This is a genomic window from Shewanella jiangmenensis (assembly GCF_018596335.1).
Taxonomy (GTDB): Bacteria; Pseudomonadota; Gammaproteobacteria; order Enterobacterales; family Shewanellaceae; genus Shewanella; species Shewanella jiangmenensis.
Window position 1 is genome coordinate 217,849 of sequence record NZ_JAHEPS010000005.1, and the last position, 20,436, is coordinate 238,284.

Consider the following 20,436-nt stretch of genomic DNA (forward strand, 5'->3'; position numbering starts at 1 on the left):
GCTTTATTACATCTCTTTGGAGAATTAACCGATTACGGTTACGTTCTCAGCCTGAGGACCTTTCTGACCCTGGGTCACGGTGAAAGACACCTTCTGACCTTCGTCCAGAGTCTTGAAACCGTCAGTGTTGATGGCGCGGAAGTGAACAAACACATCTGGGCCAGCTTCCTGAGCGATAAAACCAAAGCCTTTATCAGCGTTGAACCACTTTACTACACCAGTCACTTGAGACATATGCAAATCCTGTAACATTAAATATTTAACAATTGCCATTATTTGGCGATGGAGCGGGAAAAGCCGGTATTACTTAATGTTTACAGGACAAAACTGGTCGTGCGGAACACAAAATAAATCCAACCTTCAAGCCTGATCGACTATAACCTATTCAGGGTATAAGTCAACAAGCCTTTGCATCAGTCTTTCGCATTTTTTTACTTACATTTCCTAAATTTGAGTGTTGTCATGTTCGTCATCGTTCAGAGTTTGGCACTTTTATACCGGCAAGCTGTTCTATTTACAGCAGGTTTTAAATTATTGCCGCACAAAAAATCGCCTAACGAGCGCGTTTTTTAACCGATGCTGCAACTGCAATCAGCCAAGTCGGCGCTGCAGATTTATCCGAAAATCGAGCTCACAACTGAGCGGCTCAAGTGATAGCTCCTGCCTGGCTTCCTCGGAAAACTTCCACGCGTAGGGCGTCATTTCCAAAAAAGCGAGAATATGCTGCGGCTCGCTGAGCTTAAGTTGCCATTGCAACCGCTCTGTGTGCACCGGCTCAAACCCGTCAAGCCACTCGTCTTTGTCTTCGTGGAGTCTGGGCGTGTCGTAAATGCGCTGCTTGATGGCAAAATGATGCATTGGGCCTGCCGATACCGTCAGCAAATAACCACCCGCGGTAATGACTCTGGCAAGCTCTGCGGCTTTTGACGGCGCGTAAATGCGAAGCAGCAAATCAAAAAATCCATCGGCAAAGGGCGTATCAAAGCTGCTCGCAACACAAAAGCGGATATTTTTGTACCGTTTGGCTGCGTACTTGAGCGCCGCCTTGGAAATATCCAATCCATATACATCGCATGGCGAGGCCAGAACATTACGTGGCGAAGCATGCAAATTGTTTGGCGAAGGATCCGCATCCCCCGACGCGAAGTTACCGCTGTCACTGGTGCGAGCAGCATTGAGCGCGTCGGCAAGCCTTGCGGTGTAATAACCTTCGCCGCAGCCAAGGTCGAGCATACGCGCAGGCCTGATAGAAAATTGCCGGATAATCTCACTTAACCTGTCAGACAAGGGCTGGTAAAAGCCAGCCTCAAGAAACAGCCTGCGGGCCTGCATCATCTCTTTGTTATCGCCGGGATCCAGCGAGCGTTTTTTCTGCACCGGCAACAGGTTGGTGTACCCTTCTTTGGCGGTATCAAATCTGTGTCCGCCCGGACACACCACACCATTAACTGCTGTGGACAGGGGCTGGCGGCACAGCGGGCAAACAAATCCGCTCAGCAGTCCTTGATGAAAAACTCCCAGGCTCGACATCAGTTTTCCTCGGCGATGGAGTGCACCATGGCGTTGATATCCGGCGGGCACAAGAGCTCATAACATTTGATGAGCCGCTGCAGCTGCTCGGTGTCGGTCAGGCGTTCATTGGCGCTGTAACTTAGCTGCACACGCTCCTGACTTTGGGCATATTGGCGCAAAAGCCACTGCCGGCGCTGGGCAAGCATTGGCTCAAGCCTTAGCGCCTCTGAGGCAAGCCCCGGGTGCTTATCGGCGCCGCTCAGGTACTCGTGTAATTCGCGTCTTGCCTGTTCAAGCTCAGTGATAAGCAGCGCGAGCGCTGCGGCAGACGCATCGTATTCGGGCGCGCGTGACAGCACAGATTTCGCGTTTTGCAGCACGGCTGGGTCTTCAGACAGGCGCAAGTCCGCTTCGAGGGCGACCAGTTCAAATCCGCCTGCGCCTGCATGACCTGCGCCCGCATGACCTGTGCCCTCAAGATTAAGCACAAGCGGCCCGCTCTTGGCAAAACTCACTGAAAAACGCAATCCGCGGCGCAAGGTTTCAATCAGTTTGGTTGGCTTATGTCCACCGGCTGCATACAAACGCGCGCCCTGACCAAGGGTACGAGTAAGACCCGAGCCGCTTCTGTCTGCCTTATTGCTGTAAGCGTTCTCTGCAGTACTTTCGGCGCTGCTCTCGTCAATATTCGAAAATGAATCTGGCGCAGCCGGCTTGCAGTCAAACATCGAAAGCTGAAACCCCGCCTGCAAGCGCACCAGCAGCTCACAACTTGCCTGGCAAGCCGAGTGCGATTTGGCCGGGGCTTTTGGCTCCGCATTGGATGCGACGTTTGGCATCATTTTCGCTACCACAAGCTCCAAAAGCGGCGCGCGCAGAGCCTGCATCAGCGTATAGTCGCTGACATCTTCACTCAGACTGATGGTGAATTGAGCATCCTGGGTCACTTCCACGAGCTCGGGGAGGCGATAATACTGATTGAACATGAACAAATCCTTTCGCTGATTGGGTATTTTACCCCCGAACCTTCGATATGGTCATCCGTATTTTGTACTTCGTGCGCCAAAACCGGCTCTGTGGCGTATATTTACCCACAAAGCAGCCCGCGATATTGGCAAGGGATGCATCATCCGGCGCAAGTGTTAAGATAGGCTCCCGCAATCAGCTACGGACAGAGAACCTCCCGATGGAGCACTACATCCAGCCCTCGATTTTTTTTCACGACTATGAAACCTTCGGCGCAAGTCCGGCGAAGGACAGACCGGCCCAGTTTGCCGGGATCAGAACCGACATGGATCTGAATATCATCGAGGAGCCCATCAGCTTCTACTGCCGTCAAAGCCCCGATTACCTGCCCTCGCCCGAGGCAATTCTGATCACCGGCATCACGCCGCAGCTTGCCAATCTCAAAGGCATGCCCGAGACCGAGTTTATGGGGCGGATAAACGCCATTTTCAGTCACCCCAATACCTGTGTTGCCGGTTATAACTCGTTGAGATTTGACGATGAAGTCAGCCGCTATGGCTTTTATCGTAACTTTATCGACCCCTATGCACGTGAATGGCAACAGGGCAACAGCCGCTGGGACATTATCGATTTGGTGCGCGCCTGCTATGCATTACGCCCGGACGGCATAGAGTGGCCAACCAAGGAAGACGGCTCACCGAGTTTCAAGCTTGAGCATCTCACCGTTGCCAACGGCATTGGCCACGACAAGGCCCACGATGCGCTCTCCGATGTGTACGCCACCATAGCCCTGGCCCGGCTTATCAAGGAAAAGCAGCCCAAGCTGTTCGAATATTACTTCCGTTTACGCCGCAAACAGGCGGTGGCCGAACATATCGACGTGCTGGCCATGCAGCCTTTGGTGCATATCAGCTCTAAAATCCCGGCGACTCAGGGCTGCGCCACGCTGATTGCGCCGGTCGCGCACCATATGCGCAACAAAAATGCGGTGATTTGCGTTAACCTAGCGATGGACATTCGCCCCCTGATTGAATTGGATGTCGAGGCGATAAGAGCGCGGCTTTACACCCGCCGTGAGGACTTGGCCCCCGACGAACTGCCAATTGGCGTGAAGCAAATTCATCTCAACAAATGCCCATTTATCGCTAATGCCAAGACACTTGATGACGCCAACGCCGAGCGTCTTGGCATAGATAAAGCCTTTGCCCGTGAACAATATCGATTGCTGAAAGAAAACCCGCAGATCCGTGAAAAGCTCACGGCACTGTTTGAGGATGAACCTCAGGGCACGGCGACTGATCCCGATGTCATGCTTTACAGCGGCGGCTTTTTCAGCCCGGCCGACCGGGCAAAAATGGAAATCATCCGCGCCACTGCCCCGGAAAATCTCGCGGCGCTTGAACTGCAATTTGACGACCCACGCCTGCCGGAGATGCTGTTCCGTTACCGCGCCCGCAACTATCCTTTAACCTTGTCCCACGATGAAAGTCTGCGCTGGCGCAATTTCTGTCAGGGACGGCTTGCCGATCAGGATTACGTTATCCGCCTTGAAAACCTGATAGAGCAAACGGCAACGGATGAGAAAAAGCAAAAGCTGCTCGGCGCACTTTGCCAGTACCTGCAGTCACTTTAAGTGGCTTACTAATACGGCAACTCAGGCGCGGTAACACGGGCCGCGGCAACACAGAACGCGCGACACAGGCTGAAACTGGGAGTCCACTCCCATTTTCAGTGTAAGGGAATGACTAAACTGTCAGTCAATAACGTTAACAATCAAGGAATCGGCCATGCAAGACAGATTTGTCCGCCGGATTAATGAACTGCCAAAAGCCCTGGCAGATGCGCTTATCCCCATGCTCGGAGAGCAGTTTTCCGGCCATCTCGACGCCCAGCAAGTCGCCCAGCTCAGTAAAGCCAGCGGCCTTGAGTCCCATTCGCTTGGGCTTGCGCTGCTGCCAATCGCAGCCGCCCTCGCGAGGCCCCCGGTCAGTGAGTTTTACGTTGGCGCCATCGCCATCGGCAGTGGCGGCGATTTTTACATGGGTGCCAACCTCGAGCTTGAGGGTGAGGCGCTGTTTCACTCGGTCCATGCCGAGCAAAGTGCCATCAGCCACGCCTGGCTCTCGGGTGAAACCCAGATAGGCGACATCATAGTCAACGCCAGCCCCTGCGGCCATTGCCGCCAGTTTATGAACGAGCTGGTCGACGGTCAGGCTATTCGTATTCATCTGCCGTCCCAGCCGACTGCCCCCCTGGCACACTACCTGCCCTACGCATTCGGCCCGTCCGATCTCAATGTCAGTACACCACTACTTTCAAAGCAGCAGATTGAACTTGAGCTTGAAAGCGACGACCCGCTCTTGATTGAAGCGCTCGACCACGCTGGCCTTTCATACGCCCCCTACAGCCAGTGTCATGCCGCTGTAGTGCTCGAAACCTTTGATGGCCAGAGTTTCTGCGGCCGCTACGCCGAAAACGCCGCCTTCAACCCGTCGATGTTGCCGATGCAGATGGCACTCTCAAGCCTGGTACGCCACAATCGCCAGTTCAGTGATATCAAGCGCGCCGTGCTGCTTGAATCATCCAAAGGCAAGATTTCCCTGGTCGGCGCCGCCATGGACGCGCTGCACGCCGTCGCTGCGGTGGAGCTTGAGCACATAGTGGTTGACCCGGTGTGATGTATTAACGGTGATTCCCGCTAAGGTCTGGTGCCTTAGAAACTGAAAAAACGGCCCTTAACGGGCCGTTTTTATCACTTTAAGAAACGTCGAGTTAACTAAACTCTATCGGGATTAACGATTTACCGTTAATAGTCTCTGCCTTACTCAGGCAAGATCTGCTGTAAATGAAAACACAGCGTATCGTACTGCAGCGCCCAAAGTGACTTGTGCTGCGCCGCCGAAAGCCCAGCCAGATTGGCGCCAATCCCATCTTCAAGGGCCAATAAAAACGTACAGATTGCTTTTTGCCTCGCCAGCGGTGCTTTGCAGCCAAAGCGTTTAAAGTGGCGCAAATAAAACTTCATCAGGAACTGCTGATGGAACTCATCAAGCCTTGAAAACGGCGGCAGCAAGTCCCAAAGCCCATGCAACGAGATAAAGTTGTCTGCATAGGATGACTCGGTAATCACTGACTGATGTACGTGCAAAAAGAATTCCCGCCACGGTTTATCCAAATGCTCTGGCTCATCAAAGGACTGACACTTTCGCCGGAGCGCCAGCAACCACTGATCTGCCAGCCGATACAGGATGGCCTCTTTATTCGGAAAAAACTCGTACAGGGACTTCACGTCTATCCCTGCTTTCTGAGCAATGCTGTTGGTGTTAACGGACTGATAGCCCTGCTCGCGCACCAGCGTAGCGGTGCAGACAAGGATCTGCTCCAGCAGCGCATGGGTGCGTTTTTGCTTTGGCTCTTTACGCAGCTGCAGGTTATCGGGTACAGGCAATTCAATCACGGCGAAACTCCTCCCGCAGCGATAGTAACATGCATTCACGTTCCCAGCTAAATATAAATTAATGCTTATATACATAGACTTACAGTAAGAACACATCATAAACAACATATCTCTCGCCATCAAATACCAGTTAATACTGAAATTTAGTTTGCAAACATTGCAGCTGTCGATATAAGTTATTTCAGTAATAACTGAAAATAATCATCCAAAAAAGGACACCTATGAAAAGGACAGCGCTTATTTTGGCGATGCTTTGCACACTGCCTGGCTGCAAAAACGACAATGATACCCCCGAAGCCGAGCTCATTTTTGTAAACGGCTACGTCTATACCTCAGACAAACAGAAATCCATTGCCAGCTCAGTGGCTATTAAGGATGGCGAAATCCTCTATGTCGGCAGCGATGATGAAGCCAGGCGATACAGCGGTGACACGACCCGCGTAGTCGACCTTGCCGGTAAGATGATGCTGCCCGGGCTGCACGACGTTCACATTCATCCCACCGGCATTGTGGATGTGGACATGTGCGATTTGGGCATGGAACCAAGGGATTTGGACGCGCTGGTCGCCGCACTGGAACAGTGCAAACAAACCTATCAATACGACGATGAGGAGCTCATATTGGCATTGAGCTGGAACTCATACGAAGGTAATGATGCCACCGACACTTACCCAAGCCTGGTTGCAGCGCTTGATGCCGTCTCTGACAAACAACCGGTTTACCTTCAGGGACCGGATGGCCACAGCGGCGCCGCCAACAGTTACGCCCTTGCCCGGGTGAAAAACGCTGCCGGAGAGGTGGTGGGGATCAACAAGACGACGCTCGCGGGGGAATTCAAAGCCTACGCGCCCTTTGTCGGAGTCGATGCCGATGGCAACCCCAATGGCAACTTAACCGAATCGGCGTTACATCTTGCAGGTGTTCCGGACTTCCTCTATCCGCTTCGCACCAATCCGCAGGAGTTGCCTAAAATTGCCGAGAAGCTTAATAAATATGGCATCACCTCGGTTCAGGATGCCTGGAGCGGTAAGGAGCAGCTGGCGCTTTATAAAACCCTTGCCGACAACGGCGATATGACGTTCCGACTTACTACGGCGCAGGCCTTTGATATCACGGACTTTGCCCATAATAACCGCATTGATTACTCTGGCTTGATTGCCAACCTGAAAGCCACTGAGGCAAGTTTGGATGCATACCCCTACATCAAGGCCGACAGCGTTAAAATCATGGTTGATGGGGTTCAGGAAGGAAATCTGTTTGAAAATCCGCCGACATTACCAACCTCAGTGATGCTAACCCCCTTTAAGCAGCCATTGCTTGACTGGGACCAACTGGAACAAGGAGAGCTAAATCTCAAAGGCTATGTGAACACCGCTTCAGAAGAGTGTGTCGCGGTGCGCGCCAATCCCAATAACTTCAGCAGTGATGAAGCCAAAGCAAGCTTCCATTCACAACATGGCTTCTACCCATTGCAATGCGCCGAGGAGCGGGGCGAGCTTTTGGGAGCCGACCGCAACAGTTTTAGCATTAAGGCGCAGGGCGTCAGCACCGGCGATTTTCTGGTTCGGTTTGTGACTGAACTTGATAAAGCAGGGCTGACTGTTCACATGCATGCCGTCGGCGATGGTGCTACCCACGCCGCAATCGATGCGATTGAAACAGCCAAAGTAGCCAATCCAGCAAGCACCCTTCCCCACGCCATCGCCCATATGCAACTTGTGCATCCAGACGACCAGCAGCGCCTCGGCAAGCTTGGGATTTATCTTGCTTTTACCTATGGCTGGGCCATTCCGGGTTACGACTACGATTTAAGCGTGATCCCGTTCGTGGATAAACTCGATTCACTCGCCGCTGAGTCACTTTACCAGCCGGACAATTATTACATGCAGGCCGTTTATCCGACCAAATCCGCCAAGGATGCCGGTGCGGTGCTGGTTGCAGGCAGCGATGCCCCAGTGGATACACGTGAACCAGTGCCCTTCGTCCATATGGCAACCGGGATCAGCCGCAGTGATTTTGTTGGCGATGAGCTGATTACCCTCAATGCTGATCAGCAGTTGACCATTCACGACATGCTAGCCGCCTACACCATTAACGGCGCGAGGGCGCTCAATCAGGACGCACTGGTTGGCTCGATTGAAGTCGGAAAACGGGCTGATTTGATAGTAATTGACAGAAACGTGGTCAAACTTGCCGAAAGTGACGACCCGATGGCTGTGTATGACATTGCTGAAACCCAGGTACTCACAACCCTGTTCGACGGCAAGGTTGTGTACAACGCAGCAAAAGCGCAATGAAGCGGCTTGGAATTGCGGCCATGGTGACAGTCACTTTAGGTCTGCTTCTAAACACGGCAGCAGAGAAATCAGCCGCAACACAACCAATGCAGCTGCATGAACTTGAAAAAGATATCGTCAGGGCGCCGGTGCCAATAAGCGGTAAAGTAACAGGATTACAACCGCCCAAGCTTGGCGAGCACTCGCATCATCACTAAGACTTGTAAGCTTTCGCCAGTGCGAAAACATACGCCAGTCATATTGTCCTGACTGGCGTATTCATTGGTAGGTGCTGGTTGCAGCGGGCAAAACGGCAGCTTTACTTACGGCTTTTTTCGAGGCGGGCGAGCAGGCTTGAGGTGTCCCAGCGGTTGCCGCCCATGGACTGCACTTCGGAGTAGAACTGATCCACCAGCGCCGTCAGCGGAAGATGCGAGCCATTGCGGCGCGCTTCGTCGAGTGCGATACCAAGATCTTTACGCATCCAATCGATGGCAAAACCAAAGTCATACTTACCGGCCCACATGCTCTTGTAGCGGTTTTCCATCTGCCAGCTTTGGGCGGCGCCCTTGCTGATGACTTCAACGACTTTTTCGCCATCAAGCCCGGCGCTGCGGGCAAAGTGCAGCGCTTCGGCAAGGCCCTGTACCACACCGGCGATACAAATCTGGTTAACCATCTTGGTGAGCTGACCTGAGCCCACGTCACCCAAAAGCTCGGCGCAGCGGGCGTAGCTCATGATGACCTCTTTAACCTGGTTAAATACGGTTTCATCGCCACCGGCCATTACGGTCAGCACACCATTTTCGGCGCCCGCCTGACCGCCGGACACAGGCGCATCGATAAAGCCAAAACCGCGTGCACTCAGTTCCGCGGCGATTTCGCGGGCGATATCGGCCGAGGCAGTAGTGTGATCAACCAGAACAGCGCCCGCTTTAAGACCGTGAATTACGCCATCGTCACCGAGCACCACCTGATGCAAATCCTGATCGTTACCCACGCAGGTAAAGACTATGTCCTGATCCTTGGCTGCAAGCTTGGGAGTCAGCGCCATCTTACCGCCAAACTGCGTTACCCAGGCTTCGGCCTTGGCGGTGGTACGGTTATATACAGTGACCTCGTGCCCTGCCTTTACCAGGTGTCCTGCCATGGGATAACCCATAACACCCAATCCTAAAAATGCCACTTTAGCCATTGTATTTCCTCAGTTTGATGGTCGCATCACGCGATCTTTGAATAGTGTTTTCAGCGCCGGGTACAGCTTTGCATGCCGCCTTGACAGCGCGCGGTAATATTGCGCCTGCTCGGGCTGCGGCTCAAAACGGCGTCCGGATTTTGCCATATTCTGCCGTGCCTGCGGAAGGCTTTCGTACTCGCCCATCGCCACAGCGGCGCACATGGCAGCGCCAAGGCTCGAGGCTTCACGCTCAGAAAGCCGCTCAGCGGGCAGATTAAAAATATCCGCGGCCAGTTGCATGACCACATCCGACTCGCTGCCGCCGCCGCTGACTCTGAGCACCTTGATTTGGCCTGACGTTTTACCCGCCTTTTTGATAAGCGCCGCCGCGCCTCTGGCGAGGGTCAGTAAAATCCCTTCCACCAACGCCCTGTACAGATGCGCGCGGCTATGCTCGGGGCTGAAGCCGGCAATTATCCCACGCGCCTCAGGCCCGGGGTAAATCACCCCCTGCGCCCAGTAGGGGCACAGCATCAAACCGTCAGCACCCGGCGGCACTTTGGTAATACTTTGCATGACATAGGCTTCAGGGCTTATCCCAAGCTGTTTTGCCGCTTCGACATCGGCGGTGCCAAATTGCTCGAGCGCCCAGCTAAGCAGCCAAAAGCCGCGCTCAAGCTGGATTTCGGCAAGATATTGGCCCTGTTGCAGTGACGGAAACGCCGGCAGATAGCGAAAAACTTCAAGGTAATCGGCCAAGCCAAGGCTCACGGTGGCCGCGCTGCCAAGGCTTAGACTGAGCACTCCATCGTCCCCGGCGCCGCTGGCAAAGGCTTCACAGGCTTTATCGGCGCCGCCTGCTACCAGAGGCAAACCTGTCGCGAGCCCGGTAAGGGCCGCAAACCCCGGGCTAAGCTCACCGCAAATATCGGTAGCCTTGCAAAGGCTTACCATTTGCGATGGCCTGCAGCCAAGGGCCTGCCAGCGCCAGCTGCGCGCATTTGCAAATTCAAGACGGCGATAATCAAAAGGAAGATACGCAACCTGGGAGGCTACGCTGTCGATAAGGCGGCCGCCGAGCCTCGCGTTAAGGTAACCACTTAACAGCCCAATCTTTGGCGCCTTATCCACCGCGCCCGGCATCAGCTCGCGGATAAGATTGATGTTGGCCGCGCGGCGCAGGTAAGCAATTCGCTCGCCCATGCCAATCAGCGAAAATCCAAGCCTATACCACCAGTCCATTGGCTCAAGCGCCTTTGCAAGCCGCCGCTCGGACCAAAAGAAAATATCCGACAGCGCCTTGCCGGACTCATCCATCAGCACAGTGCTGGCGCGTTGGGTGGTGAGGGTGACGGCGCAGATTTGCGCAGCCAACAGCGGATGCTCAGCAAAGAGCTTTTGGCAGGCGAATACCAGCTGATTAAAGCAGTAATCGCCGCTTTGCACACTGGCGCCCTCGCCTTCACCCTCGCGGCAATGGCGATTGGGGATAGCAGCGCGCGCAATCAGGCTTCCCGCGCAGTCAAACACCAGCGCGCGGGTACTTTGGGTACCGTAATCAAGGGCAAGAAAATAAGCGGCTTTGGACATAAATAAAACGCCCCGAAACCGGGGCGCCAATAATCAGGGAGTGACGTGGGCGGCCATCTCGGCGCCAATCTTTTTGCGCATCTCCATCAAGCGGATTGCAGAGTCACGCAGCGCCTTATCGGCGTCGGTTTGCGGCACCCACTCAGGCACGGGCGTTGGGTTGCCGGCGTCATCCACCGCCACCATGATAACGATGCAGTGGGTGGTGAGCTGGCGCTCAGACACTTTCGGATCGCCCGCACGCACGTCAATACCGATGTGCATCGAGCTGTTGCCGGTGTAAATCACCTTGGCGCTGACTTCAACTATGCTGCCCACCTGAATCGGCTTTACAAAGCGAATACCGCCCGCATAGGCCGTAATACAGTATTTGCCGCTCCAACCGGCGGCGCAGGCGTAAGCCGCGAGGTCAATCCACTTCATCACAGCGCCGCCGTGTACCTTGCCACCGAAATTCACATCGGCAGGCTCTGCAAGAAAACGCAGGGTCAGGTGTCTGTCTTGTCCGGCCATGATAAATCCTTAATCTATTGAAGTTTAATAAGCTTACGCCAAAACCCGGGCGGCGGGAATCTGCCGTGCTGCGCGTTTTGTCACGCCTCAAACAAAAAGGCGCCATTGGCGCCTTTTGATAGCATAAGCTGCCTTGAAAATTACACTTTTTTCAGCAGCAGTGAACCGTTGGTACCACCAAAGCCAAACGAGTTACACAGGGCATACTCAAAGCTGGTCTGACGCGCCTCATGGGGCACAAAGTCAAGATCGCAGCCTTCGTCCGGATTATCCAGGTTGATGGTAGGCGGCACAGCGCCATCTTTCAGCGCCAGAATGGTGAAAATGGCTTCGACCGCGCCAGCTGCACCAAGCAAGTGGCCGGTCATTGACTTGGTTGAGCTCACCATCAGCTTGTAGGCGTGATCGCCAAACACTGACTTCACCGCAGCCGCTTCGGCTTTATCACCGGCTGGGGTCGAGGTGCCGTGGGCGTTGATGTAACCGATAGACTCAAGGGCAAGACCGCTGTCTTTGAGGGCATTGGTCATCGCCAGCGCCGCACCGGCGCCGTCTTCCGGCGGTGAGGTCATATGGAAGGCATCACCACTCATACCAAAGCCAACCAGCTCGGCGTAAATCTTGGCGCCGCGCGCCTTGGCATGCTCGTACTCTTCCATCACCAGCACACCGGCGCCGTCGCCGATAACAAAACCGTCACGGTCGCGATCCCAGGGGCGGCTCGCGGCCTGTGGATTGTCGTTACGGGTGGAGAGTGCCTTGGCGGCGTTAAAGCCACCTACGCCCAGCGGGCAGGTCACATCTTCGGCGCCACCGGCAATCATCACATCCGCATCGCCGTATGCGATGGTACGCGCGGCAAAACCGATATTGTGCACGCCTGTGGTACAGGCGGTGGTCACGGCGAAGTTAGGGCCGCGCATGCCGTACATGATAGACAGATGGCCGGCAATCATGTTGATGATGGTGCTTGGCACAAAAAATGGTGAAATCTTACGTGGGCCGCCAGCCATCAGCGCCGAGTGACCGGCTTCAATCAGCGGCATGCCGCCCATACCGGCGCCAATGGCGGTACCGACACGGGTAGGATCTTCCTTGTCCATCTCAAGGCCTGAATCACGGATAGCCTGAATACCGGCTGCCATGCCGTACTGGATAAACAAATCCATTTTACGGGCGTCCTTTTTGGACAGGTATTGTTCAACGTCAAAGTCTTTGACCGATGCGCTGAACCGGGTGGCAAATTCACTGGCATCAAATTTGGTGATGGGCGCAACGCCACTCTGACCGGCCAGCAGCGCCTTCCAGGTGGAATCGACATCATTACCCACAGGGGTTACCAGTCCAAGACCGGTTATCACTACGCGACGTTTGGTCACTATGTCACCTCAGTGTTTGAAGTTGCGGATTGCTCATGGCCGCAAGGGCCTGCTTCGCGCCAAAAATCACCAAAAGAAGGGGCTGATACAGCTTTCTGGTACAACCAGCGGAAATTTTCGGCGCACAAACAAAAACAGGCGGCCTTTTCAGCCGCCTGTTTTCTGGAATTCAGTATTACTGATTCTTGGAAACGTAATCGATCGCTGCCTGAACGGTAGTGATCTTTTCAGCTTCTTCATCAGGGATCTCGGTGTCAAACTCTTCTTCCAGAGCCATTACCAACTCAACCGTGTCCAGAGAATCGGCACCCAGATCGTCTACGAAAGAGGCAGATGGCTTAACGTCTTCTTCTTTAACGCCCAGTTGCTCAACGATGATTTTCTTTACACGTTCTTCGATGTTGCTCATTAGTTTTCTTTCCTATTCAAATTACGCACTTGCGTAAGATTGCGAGTAGTTTATTCGATCTGGCCGACATTGCAAGCCCAGAAATTGTGGTCTAACCACGATTTAGACAACTGCATGCAGCCAGTTACTACCCAAAACTCGACAGTTCCCTGCCATTCGCCCTTAAACCATGTACATCCCGCCGTTTACATGCAGGGTTTCACCCGTAATGTAAGCGGCAGCGTCCGATGACAAGAACAGGACAGCGTTGGCAATTTCTTGCGCCTGACCCAATCTTTCCATCGGAACCTGAGACATGATGCCTTGCTGCTGCTCAGGCGTCAGCTCGTCGGTCATGTCAGTCTGGATAAATCCAGGAGCAATAGCATTAACCGTAATTTGACGAGATGCAACCTCTCTGGCGAGAGATTTTGTAAATCCGATCAAACCGGCCTTGGCGGCTGAGTAGTTAACCTGACCTGCGTTACCCATGGTACCGACCACAGAGCCGATGTTGATGATGCGGCCGAAGCGCTTTTTCATCATGGTACGCATAACTGGTTTTGACAGGCGGAACAGCGACGTGAGGTTGGTGTCGATGATTTCTTCCCACTCGTCGTCTTTCATGCGCATCAGCAGGTTGTCACGGGTGATCCCGGCATTGTTGACCAGAATATCAACATCACCGGCTTTTTCTTTGATCGCGGTAAACATTTCAGCAACTGAGTCGTTGCAGGTAACGTTAAGCACCAGACCAAAACCCTTGGCACCCAGATAATCAGAAATGGCAGCAGCGCCCTTTTCACTGGTGGCAGTACCCACAACGGTGGCGCCGGCTTCGGCCAGTGTCAGTGCAATCGCTTTACCAATGCCGCGGCTTGCGCCGGTAACCAGCGCAACTTTGCCGGTCAAATCCAAAGTAACAGCCATGAAAAACTCCTTATTCGGTCAGCGCGGCAAAGCTTGCCACGTCGTTAACGGCCTGGGCAGAAACGGCCTTATTGATGCGTTTTGCCAAACCAGTCAATACCTTACCTGGGCCACATTCAACCAGATGAGTAATACCGTCGGCCGCCATGGCTTCAACTGTCTCGGTCCAGCGCACCGGGCAGTAAAGCTGACGTACCAGCGCATCGCGAATAGCAGCCACATCGCTTGGTGCTGCAACGTCGACGTTATTGATAACCGGAATGGCCGGAGTGCTGAACTCGATGGCAGCAAGTGCCTCTGCGAGTTTATCCGCAGCACCTTTCATCAAACTGCAGTGGGAAGGCACGCTTACCGGCAGCGCCACCGCCATTTTGGCGCCGGCGGCTTTACAGGCAGCGGCGGCACGCTCAACAGCGTCTTTCTGACCGGCAATCACTACCTGGCCTGGGCTGTTGAAGTTAACCGGACTGACTACTTCACCCTCGGCAGCTTCAGCGCAGGCAGCGGCGATGGCATCGTTATCCAGACCAATGATGGCGTACATGGCACCAGAGCCTTCCGGCACGGCGGCCTGCATCAGCTGGCCACGCAGCTCAACCAGTTTCACCGCATCGGCAAATTTAATCACACCGGCACACACCAGCGCCGAGTATTCGCCCAGGCTGTGACCGGCGAGTACTGAAGGCTGTGGCTTGCCGCTCGCCTGATAGGCGCGCCAGATGGCGACGCTGGCAGTAAGCAGCGCTGGCTGGGTCTTTTCGGTCTGGTTCAGACGCTCGGCAGGACCATCCTGCACCAGTGACCAGAGATCGTAGCCAAGGGCTTCGCTCGCTTCAGCGAAAGTCGTGGCAATAACCGGATGCTCTGTGGCCAGGTCGGCCAGCATGCCCACGGCCTGTGAGCCCTGCCCCGGAAATACAAAGGCAAATTTATCCATTATTATTAAACCTTTATTATTGAAACTTGTTGATTTGACTCTTTATTACACTGGGTAATCTAGCCGGAAATGTTTCGGTTCGTTTAAAAGCGTATCTTTAATTAAATACGTTTCTTTAATTAGAAACGCACCAAGGCACTGCCCCAGGCGAAACCGGCACCAAAGGCCTCAAGCAGCAGCAGTTGTCCACGCTTGATGCGGCCATCGCGTACGGCTTCATCCAGTGCGATCGGCACAGAAGCGGCGGAGGTGTTACCGTGCTTGGCCAGGGTCAACACCACTTTATCCAGGCTCATATCAAGCTTTTTGGCGGTGGCGTTGATGATACGGAAATTGGCCTGATGGGGAACCAGCCAGTCAATCTCTGACTTGTCGACATTGTTCAGGCGCAGGGTTTCTTCTACCACGTGGCTAAGCTGAGTCACTGCAACCTTAAACACATCGTTGCCCTTCATCTGCATAAAGCCTACGGCTTCGGAGGATTCTCCCAAACGTGGCGGGAACGCACACTTGAGCAGGTCGCCCTGACGGCCATCGGCATAAATATGGGTGTTGATGATGCCGGGCTCTTCGCTGGCACCAACAACCGCGGCGCCGGCGCCATCACCAAAGAGAATAATGGTGGTGCGGTCTTCAGGCTCACACAGACGCGAGAGCACATCAGCGCCAATCACCAGCACCTTTTTGGCAGCGCCGGTTTTGACGAACTGATCGGCTACCGACAAGGCATACACGAAGCCCGAGCAAGCGGCGGCAACATCGAACGCCGGAATGTTCGGTACGCCGAGCAGCGCCTGAATTTCACAGGCCGCCGCAGGAAACGCATTTGCCGCACTGGTGGTGCCGCAGATGATCATGTCCAGCTCTTCGGCATGAATACCCGCCATTTCAATGGCTTTTAACGCTGCCTGATGACCCATGGTGGATACTGTCTCGTCCATGGCAGCAATGCGACGCTCTGAAATACCCGTGCGTTCAACAATCCACTGGTCACTGGTTTCCACCATTTTTTCCAGATCTTGATTGCTACGCACCTGAGCCGGCAGGTAGCTGCCGGTTCCAAGAATTTTTGTATGCATAGTTAAGGAGAAATCAGCTATTGATATCTAAAAGAATCGACGCGAGACGATCGTTTATCATCTCGGGCAGTCGACGTTTGGCCTCGGTGTAGGCAAGACTGATTGCCTGTACATAGGCCTGTTCATCTGCATTGCCGTGGCTCTTTACCACTATCCCGCGCAATCCTAACAGACTTGCACCGTTATAGTGGTCGGGGTTCATCTGACTGAGTACATTCTGGATACGCGGGGCCAGCATCCGGGCCAGTAAACGCACCATAAAGCCTTGAGTCAGCCCTTGTTTTAATTGATGAACCAGCAGTCTGGCAATGCCTTCTGAGGTTTTGAGTGTGATATTACCCACAAAGCCGTCGCAAACGATAACATCCACCTTTCCGGTGTAGATTTCATCGCCTTCAACAAAGCCGGTGTAATTGATTTGAGGAGTGTGCATCAGCAGCTGCGCAGCCTGCTGCACATCGCTGTTGCCTTTGAATTCTTCAATGCCGACGTTAAGCAGCGCCACCTTGGGGCGGGATTTCTTTTCCACCGCTTCGCAAAGCACTGTGCCCATCACGGCAAACTGAAACAAGGTGTCGTAATCGCACTGAACGTTGGCACCAAGGTCCAATAAATACACAGGTTTACCTGTGACGGCGGGCAGACAACTGACTAAAGCGGGCCGGTCAACCCCGGGTAGGGTTTTAAGGATAACCTTGGCCATCGCCATCAGGGCGCCGGTATTGCCGGCACTGACGCAGGCGTCAGCCTTGCTGTCCCGCACCAGTTCAATGGCAAGTCGCATGGAGCTGTTCTTGGCTTTACGCAGTGCTGTAACCGGTTTGTCATCCATGCGCACCACTTCGGTGGTATGAATAACCGACAGCCTTGACTGAAATTCAGCAGGTAAATTAGCCAGATAAGGAGAGATTTGCGACTCGTCACCGACGAGAATGAGGTCTAGCAGAGGGTGTAGTCGAAGTGCCTGCACAGCCGCAGGCACCGTGACTTGGGGGCCGTAATCGCCCCCCATCGCATCTAACGCAAGCGTCAGATTCGTCATAGGAAGGTCAACAATTACTTGTTGATAACCTTCTTACCACGGTAGTAGCCATCGGCAGTCACGTTGTGACGCAGATGCAGTTCGCCGCTGGTAGCGTCTACAGACAGCTGAGCAGTGCTCAGAGCGTCATGTGAACGGCGCATGCCACGCTTGGAACGAGATTTTTTATTCTGTTGTACAGCCATTGTCTGTCTCCTGGATTACTTGCTCTTCAGTTTTTCTAACACTGCAAACGGATTTGGACGCTCCTCTTGAGCGGCTTCAATCTCGCCTACGACTATGTCCTGGGTACCCAGATTGCAATCATTATTCTGATGCGCCGGGATCAGGGGCATTGCCAAAATCAACTCGTCTTCGACCAGTTGATGCAGACGTATTTCGCCAATTTCATCGCACTCAATAGGGTCATACGCATCCGGGAGCTCATCGATTTCTGCCTCGGTCCTGCAAGGACTGAAACAAAAGTCGACCGTAACCTCAGTGGTAAAAAGTGCCATGCAACGCTGACATAACAGAGTGAGCTCCGTCACAGCCTTCCCTTTCAGGTAGACTATCCCCTGTAAATCAACACCACATTCCAACGACACAGCCACATCGGAACAGTCGCCGGCTGTCAATTCTCTCAATCGTTTTAACACCTTGCCGGGCACAATCCCCTGAAAAGTCAGGCGATTTGTCGCGGATCGGATCGGATCGATAGAAACCGGTATCTTTACTGTTTGCATAAGGCGCGCATATTATAGCTTCAACACGCCGGAGTCAAAGGAATTTTTGGCAAAGCTCCGCTGTGGGACCCTGCGCTGATTCCTGAACCGGCTATGAAATTGACCGAGGCAAAATTCTACCCAAGGCCCCGCGGCTGTACAAGCACCGGTCGCATAAAATAGAAGCGTTTGCAGCCTGTCATCGTCGGCTTTGCGTAAATCGCGCCATCAGAGGCGCTTAAGGATTGCATGCAAAGGCGCGGCTGACGACAATGACCACTCCATTGTAGACCCTCAAGCGACATAACCAGCAACATGACAGCAAATCGCCCGCTTATTCTTGCCTCCTCCTCCCCTTTTCGTCAGGCACTGCTCGCCAAATTCGGTCTGCCGTTTGAAGCCTGCTCGCCCGACGTGGATGAATCGCCGCTGCCCGGCGAAACGGCCATCGCACTGACCGAGCGCCTTGCCATCGCCAAAGCCAAAGCATTGGCAGGCAGTGCAGCGCCAGATGCGCTGATTATCGGCTCAGATCAGGTGGCACTGGTTGATGGCAATATTGTTGGAAAACCCCATACCGAAGCCGCTGCTATCGCCCAACTTAAGGCGCAGCGCGGAAAAGCCATTACCTTTTATACCGGCCTTGCCCTGTTTGACGTAAAAAGCGGTACCTGCCAATCCCTGGTGGAGCCCTTCACTGTCCATTTTCGGGTATTGAGTGATTCGGAAATTCACGCCTACGTAAAAACGGAGCAGCCGCTTTACTGCGCCGGCAGTTTTAAGTCCGAAGGGCTTGGCATTTGCTTGTTCGACCGCCTCGAGGGACGCGATCCCAATACCCTGATTGGTCTGCCTCTGATTGCCCTTAATGAGCTGCTCGCACGCGCCGGCGTCAATGTACTTACATCACAACCGACTAGTGATGATGCAGGTATTACTACCAAAGAAATATAGAACGTAAGAATTTACAGCCATTATATTGAGATTATGCAGGCAATTATTTGTTAACCTAGTGTTGTCACATGCCAAACTTTTGGGCAACATTAACTTAACACACAGAAGTGATTTTGGCGGCATGGAGGCCTTGACGGAAAAGGAGCACCATGACGGACATCGAAGAAGCCTTGGCATTACTGGCAGCTCCCTGTACAGATGACCGTTTCTTTCAGCGAGCGCTCAAAGCCCTGGCATTGGTGACCCAGTGCCGCTGGACCGCGTTTGCCCGACTCAGCAGTGACAAAACCGAAGTCGAACTTCTCTGGTTTTGCGACAACAAGCAACTGCTGCCGGGTTTCAGCTTTCCGATGCAGCACAGCCCCTGCGAAAAACTCTACCGCCAGCGCGATGTCAGCCACATTCTCTACCCTCGGGATCTGCAAAAAGCCTTTCCCGACTTTGCCCTTATCCGCACCCTGGGCGCCCAGAGCTATCAGGGTGAGCTCATCCTCGGTGATGGCGGCGAGCCCCTTGGCCATATTCTGGTGATGGACCCGCTGCCACAGGAAGAAAACACCAAATCGCGGGAATTCTTTCGCCTGCTTGCCCAGCGCATCGGCGTGGAGTACCGCCGTTTATTGGTGGCAAGGCAGCTTAACCTACATAAAGAAATGATTAAAGCGACCCGGCATATGATGTCGTTTATCGACAGAAACTACCATTACCGGGTCGTGTCCAAGGGTTATGAGCTTACCTTCAATCGCCCCGCGTCTGAGATTGAAGGCAAGCAGGTTGCCGAGCTCCACGGCGAAGCCACCTTCAGCGCCAACATCAAACCGCTAATCGACAAAGCGTTTAGCGGAGAAACACTCCACACCCAGCACTGGATCCACCCACCACCGCCCAATCCGCCAATCTATGTGAGCGTCCATCACAATCCCTACATAGATGAAAACGGCAATATCAGCGGCGTGATAGTGTCGGCCCACGATATCACCGCTATTCATCAGGCAGAAAAGCAGCAGGCGTACCTGAGTAGCCACGATGCGCTGACCGGCGCCCACAATAGAGAAGCACTGATGCTGGCGATGCGCGAGCTTAAAAGCTCACAGCTGCCCTTTGGTCTTGTCTATCTTGATTTGTGCGATTTCAGCAGCATCAACGAAAAGCTTGGCCGCAGTGGCGGCGACGATGTGCTTGCCATCACCAGCAAACGGCTGCAGGGGAACATTAATAACCATGATCTGGTGGCACGAATTGCCGGCGATGAATTTGTGGTGTTGGTGCGCTTTGACAAAGAAGCTGAGCTGCTTGGTTTGCCAGCGCAGCTTATCAGGCTGGAGTCGCGGCTGATCACCCGCCTGTCATCGGCTATTCATGTCGGTTCGGAGCGCGTGCAACTATCGGCAAGAACCGTATCACGGCTGTGTATCAATCCGTTAGACAGCGCCGAAAGTGAACTCGCCATGTTAGAAAAAGCGATGGCCAGCGGGATGGCGCAGCGCGACGGCACCCATGATGCCCGCTGATGTCAACCGCCAGTGGTGACA

Annotated in this window: 21 protein-coding genes; 6 read left to right on the forward strand and 15 right to left on the reverse strand. The window is 53.8% G+C overall.

Features of this window, described 5'->3' with window-relative positions:
* Nucleotides 1-24 precede the first annotated feature (24 nt).
* The 3 genes from KJI95_RS13935 to KJI95_RS13945 form a co-directional block, all read right to left on the reverse strand.
* Nucleotides 25-234, reverse strand: a complete 210-nt coding sequence (locus KJI95_RS13935) for a cold-shock protein (protein WP_011760083.1) — start codon at nucleotides 232-234, stop codon at nucleotides 25-27.
* Between the two features lie 357 nt (nucleotides 235-591).
* Nucleotides 592-1,530, reverse strand: a complete 939-nt coding sequence (locus KJI95_RS13940; RefSeq protein ID WP_214507809.1) for a 23S rRNA (guanine(745)-N(1))-methyltransferase — start codon at nucleotides 1,528-1,530, stop codon at nucleotides 592-594.
* Nucleotides 1,530-2,498, reverse strand: a complete 969-nt coding sequence (locus KJI95_RS13945) for a hypothetical protein (RefSeq protein ID WP_214507810.1) — start codon at nucleotides 2,496-2,498, stop codon at nucleotides 1,530-1,532. Before KJI95_RS13945 ends, KJI95_RS13940 begins: the two co-directional genes overlap by 1 nt.
* Nucleotides 2,499-2,698: 200 nt before the next feature.
* On the opposite strand from KJI95_RS13945, the gene sbcB reads away from it, so the two are divergent.
* Together sbcB and cdd are read left to right on the forward strand one after the other, a co-directional pair.
* A complete protein-coding gene (gene sbcB / locus KJI95_RS13950; RefSeq protein WP_214507811.1) occupies nucleotides 2,699-4,111 on the forward strand; it encodes an exodeoxyribonuclease I in 1,413 nt (470 codons plus the stop codon).
* A 154-nt stretch (nucleotides 4,112-4,265) separates the two neighbouring features.
* Nucleotides 4,266-5,156 carry a cytidine deaminase gene (cdd, locus tag KJI95_RS13955; protein ID WP_214507812.1) on the forward strand — a complete coding sequence of 297 codons (891 nt, stop codon included), beginning with the start codon at nucleotides 4,266-4,268 and terminating at the stop codon, nucleotides 5,154-5,156.
* A 143-nt stretch (nucleotides 5,157-5,299) separates the two neighbouring features.
* Here cdd and KJI95_RS13960 read toward each other — a convergent pair whose 3' ends face one another.
* Nucleotides 5,300-5,935, reverse strand: coding sequence for a TetR/AcrR family transcriptional regulator (locus KJI95_RS13960; RefSeq protein ID WP_214507813.1), 636 nt, complete (start codon nucleotides 5,933-5,935; stop codon nucleotides 5,300-5,302).
* Nucleotides 5,936-6,156: 221 nt separating this feature from the next.
* Here KJI95_RS13960 and KJI95_RS13965 point away from each other — a divergent pair, with 221 nt between their 5' ends.
* Both KJI95_RS13965 and KJI95_RS13970 read left to right on the forward strand, forming a co-directional pair.
* A complete protein-coding gene (locus tag KJI95_RS13965) occupies nucleotides 6,157-8,232 on the forward strand; it encodes an amidohydrolase (RefSeq protein ID WP_214507814.1) in 2,076 nt (691 codons plus the stop codon).
* Nucleotides 8,229-8,429 (forward strand): hypothetical protein, encoded by a 201-nt coding sequence (locus tag KJI95_RS13970; protein ID WP_214507815.1) that lies wholly within the window; start codon nucleotides 8,229-8,231, stop codon nucleotides 8,427-8,429. Before KJI95_RS13965 ends, KJI95_RS13970 begins: the two co-directional genes overlap by 4 nt.
* Nucleotides 8,430-8,530: 101 nt before the next feature.
* On the opposite strand, the gene KJI95_RS13975 is transcribed toward KJI95_RS13970, so the two are convergent.
* The 11 genes from KJI95_RS13975 to yceD form a co-directional block, all read right to left on the reverse strand.
* Complete coding sequence (locus tag KJI95_RS13975) at nucleotides 8,531-9,406, reverse strand: NAD(P)-dependent oxidoreductase (RefSeq protein ID WP_214507816.1); 876 nt, start codon at nucleotides 9,404-9,406, stop codon at nucleotides 8,531-8,533.
* Between the two features lie 9 nt (nucleotides 9,407-9,415).
* Nucleotides 9,416-10,978 carry an FGGY-family carbohydrate kinase gene (locus tag KJI95_RS13980; RefSeq protein WP_214507817.1) on the reverse strand — a complete coding sequence of 521 codons (1,563 nt, stop codon included), beginning with the start codon at nucleotides 10,976-10,978 and terminating at the stop codon, nucleotides 9,416-9,418.
* A 33-nt stretch (nucleotides 10,979-11,011) separates the two neighbouring features.
* Entirely contained in the window at nucleotides 11,012-11,491 is a 480-nt protein-coding gene (locus KJI95_RS13985; protein ID WP_214507818.1) for an acyl-CoA thioesterase, read from the reverse strand.
* A gap of 140 nt (nucleotides 11,492-11,631) precedes the next feature.
* Complete coding sequence (gene fabF, locus KJI95_RS13990) at nucleotides 11,632-12,870, reverse strand: beta-ketoacyl-ACP synthase II (RefSeq protein WP_214507819.1); 1,239 nt, start codon at nucleotides 12,868-12,870, stop codon at nucleotides 11,632-11,634.
* A gap of 175 nt (nucleotides 12,871-13,045) precedes the next feature.
* Nucleotides 13,046-13,279: an acyl carrier protein gene (gene acpP, locus KJI95_RS13995; RefSeq protein WP_011760092.1), complete on the reverse strand. Its 234-nt coding sequence runs from the start codon at nucleotides 13,277-13,279 to the stop codon at nucleotides 13,046-13,048.
* 162 nt (nucleotides 13,280-13,441) lie between these two features.
* On the reverse strand, nucleotides 13,442-14,188 hold the full coding sequence (gene fabG / locus KJI95_RS14000) for a 3-oxoacyl-ACP reductase FabG (RefSeq protein WP_214507820.1): 747 nt from the start codon (nucleotides 14,186-14,188) through the stop codon (nucleotides 13,442-13,444).
* Between the two features lie 10 nt (nucleotides 14,189-14,198).
* The gene (gene fabD, locus KJI95_RS14005; protein WP_214507821.1) at nucleotides 14,199-15,125 is read right to left on the reverse strand and encodes an ACP S-malonyltransferase; all 927 of its coding nucleotides are present in this window, start codon (nucleotides 15,123-15,125) and stop codon (nucleotides 14,199-14,201) included.
* Nucleotides 15,126-15,244: 119 nt separating this feature from the next.
* Nucleotides 15,245-16,204: a beta-ketoacyl-ACP synthase III gene (locus KJI95_RS14010; protein ID WP_214507822.1), complete on the reverse strand. Its 960-nt coding sequence runs from the start codon at nucleotides 16,202-16,204 to the stop codon at nucleotides 15,245-15,247.
* A gap of 13 nt (nucleotides 16,205-16,217) precedes the next feature.
* On the reverse strand, nucleotides 16,218-17,246 hold the full coding sequence (gene plsX, locus KJI95_RS14015; protein ID WP_214507823.1) for a phosphate acyltransferase PlsX: 1,029 nt from the start codon (nucleotides 17,244-17,246) through the stop codon (nucleotides 16,218-16,220).
* 14 nt (nucleotides 17,247-17,260) lie between these two features.
* On the reverse strand, nucleotides 17,261-17,431 hold the full coding sequence (gene rpmF, locus KJI95_RS14020) for a 50S ribosomal protein L32 (protein WP_011760097.1): 171 nt from the start codon (nucleotides 17,429-17,431) through the stop codon (nucleotides 17,261-17,263).
* A gap of 15 nt (nucleotides 17,432-17,446) precedes the next feature.
* Complete coding sequence (gene yceD, locus KJI95_RS14025; protein WP_214507824.1) at nucleotides 17,447-17,971, reverse strand: 23S rRNA accumulation protein YceD; 525 nt, start codon at nucleotides 17,969-17,971, stop codon at nucleotides 17,447-17,449.
* Between the two features lie 294 nt (nucleotides 17,972-18,265).
* Between yceD and KJI95_RS14030 the strand changes: the two genes are divergently transcribed.
* Entirely contained in the window at nucleotides 18,266-18,904 is a 639-nt protein-coding gene (locus KJI95_RS14030) for a Maf family protein (RefSeq protein WP_214507825.1), read from the forward strand.
* Between the two features lie 149 nt (nucleotides 18,905-19,053).
* Nucleotides 19,054-20,415, forward strand: a complete 1,362-nt coding sequence (locus tag KJI95_RS14035) for a sensor domain-containing diguanylate cyclase (RefSeq protein WP_214507826.1) — start codon at nucleotides 19,054-19,056, stop codon at nucleotides 20,413-20,415.
* Nucleotides 20,416-20,436 lie beyond the last annotated feature (21 nt).

Bases quoted from the DNA above. Each gene is read 5' to 3' on its own strand.
- KJI95_RS13975 (WP_214507816.1), bottom strand. From the start codon at position 9,406: ATGGCTAAAGTGGCATTTTTAGGATTGGGTGTTATGGGTTATCCCATG.
- KJI95_RS14030 (WP_214507825.1), top strand. From the start codon at position 18,266: ATGACAGCAAATCGCCCGCTTATTCTTGCCTCCTCCTCCCCTTTTCGT.
- KJI95_RS13935 (WP_011760083.1), bottom strand. From the start codon at position 234: ATGTCTCAAGTGACTGGTGTAGTAAAGTGGTTCAACGCTGATAAAGGC.
- KJI95_RS13970 (WP_214507815.1), top strand. From the start codon at position 8,229: ATGAAGCGGCTTGGAATTGCGGCCATGGTGACAGTCACTTTAGGTCTG.
- fabG (WP_214507820.1), bottom strand. From the start codon at position 14,188: ATGGCTGTTACTTTGGATTTGACCGGCAAAGTTGCGCTGGTTACCGGC.
- acpP (WP_011760092.1), bottom strand. From the start codon at position 13,279: ATGAGCAACATCGAAGAACGTGTAAAGAAAATCATCGTTGAGCAACTG.
- KJI95_RS13965 (WP_214507814.1), top strand. From the start codon at position 6,157: ATGAAAAGGACAGCGCTTATTTTGGCGATGCTTTGCACACTGCCTGGC.
- rpmF (WP_011760097.1), bottom strand. From the start codon at position 17,431: ATGGCTGTACAACAGAATAAAAAATCTCGTTCCAAGCGTGGCATGCGC.
- sbcB (WP_214507811.1), top strand. From the start codon at position 2,699: ATGGAGCACTACATCCAGCCCTCGATTTTTTTTCACGACTATGAAACC.
- KJI95_RS13985 (WP_214507818.1), bottom strand. From the start codon at position 11,491: ATGGCCGGACAAGACAGACACCTGACCCTGCGTTTTCTTGCAGAGCCT.
- fabD (WP_214507821.1), bottom strand. From the start codon at position 15,125: ATGGATAAATTTGCCTTTGTATTTCCGGGGCAGGGCTCACAGGCCGTG.
- cdd (WP_214507812.1), top strand. From the start codon at position 4,266: ATGCAAGACAGATTTGTCCGCCGGATTAATGAACTGCCAAAAGCCCTG.
- KJI95_RS14010 (WP_214507822.1), bottom strand. From the start codon at position 16,204: ATGCATACAAAAATTCTTGGAACCGGCAGCTACCTGCCGGCTCAGGTG.
- yceD (WP_214507824.1), bottom strand. From the start codon at position 17,971: ATGCAAACAGTAAAGATACCGGTTTCTATCGATCCGATCCGATCCGCG.
- KJI95_RS13980 (WP_214507817.1), bottom strand. From the start codon at position 10,978: ATGTCCAAAGCCGCTTATTTTCTTGCCCTTGATTACGGTACCCAAAGT.
- KJI95_RS13945 (WP_214507810.1), bottom strand. From the start codon at position 2,498: ATGTTCAATCAGTATTATCGCCTCCCCGAGCTCGTGGAAGTGACCCAG.
- plsX (WP_214507823.1), bottom strand. From the start codon at position 17,246: ATGACGAATCTGACGCTTGCGTTAGATGCGATGGGGGGCGATTACGGC.
- KJI95_RS13940 (WP_214507809.1), bottom strand. From the start codon at position 1,530: ATGTCGAGCCTGGGAGTTTTTCATCAAGGACTGCTGAGCGGATTTGTT.
- KJI95_RS14035 (WP_214507826.1), top strand. From the start codon at position 19,054: ATGACGGACATCGAAGAAGCCTTGGCATTACTGGCAGCTCCCTGTACA.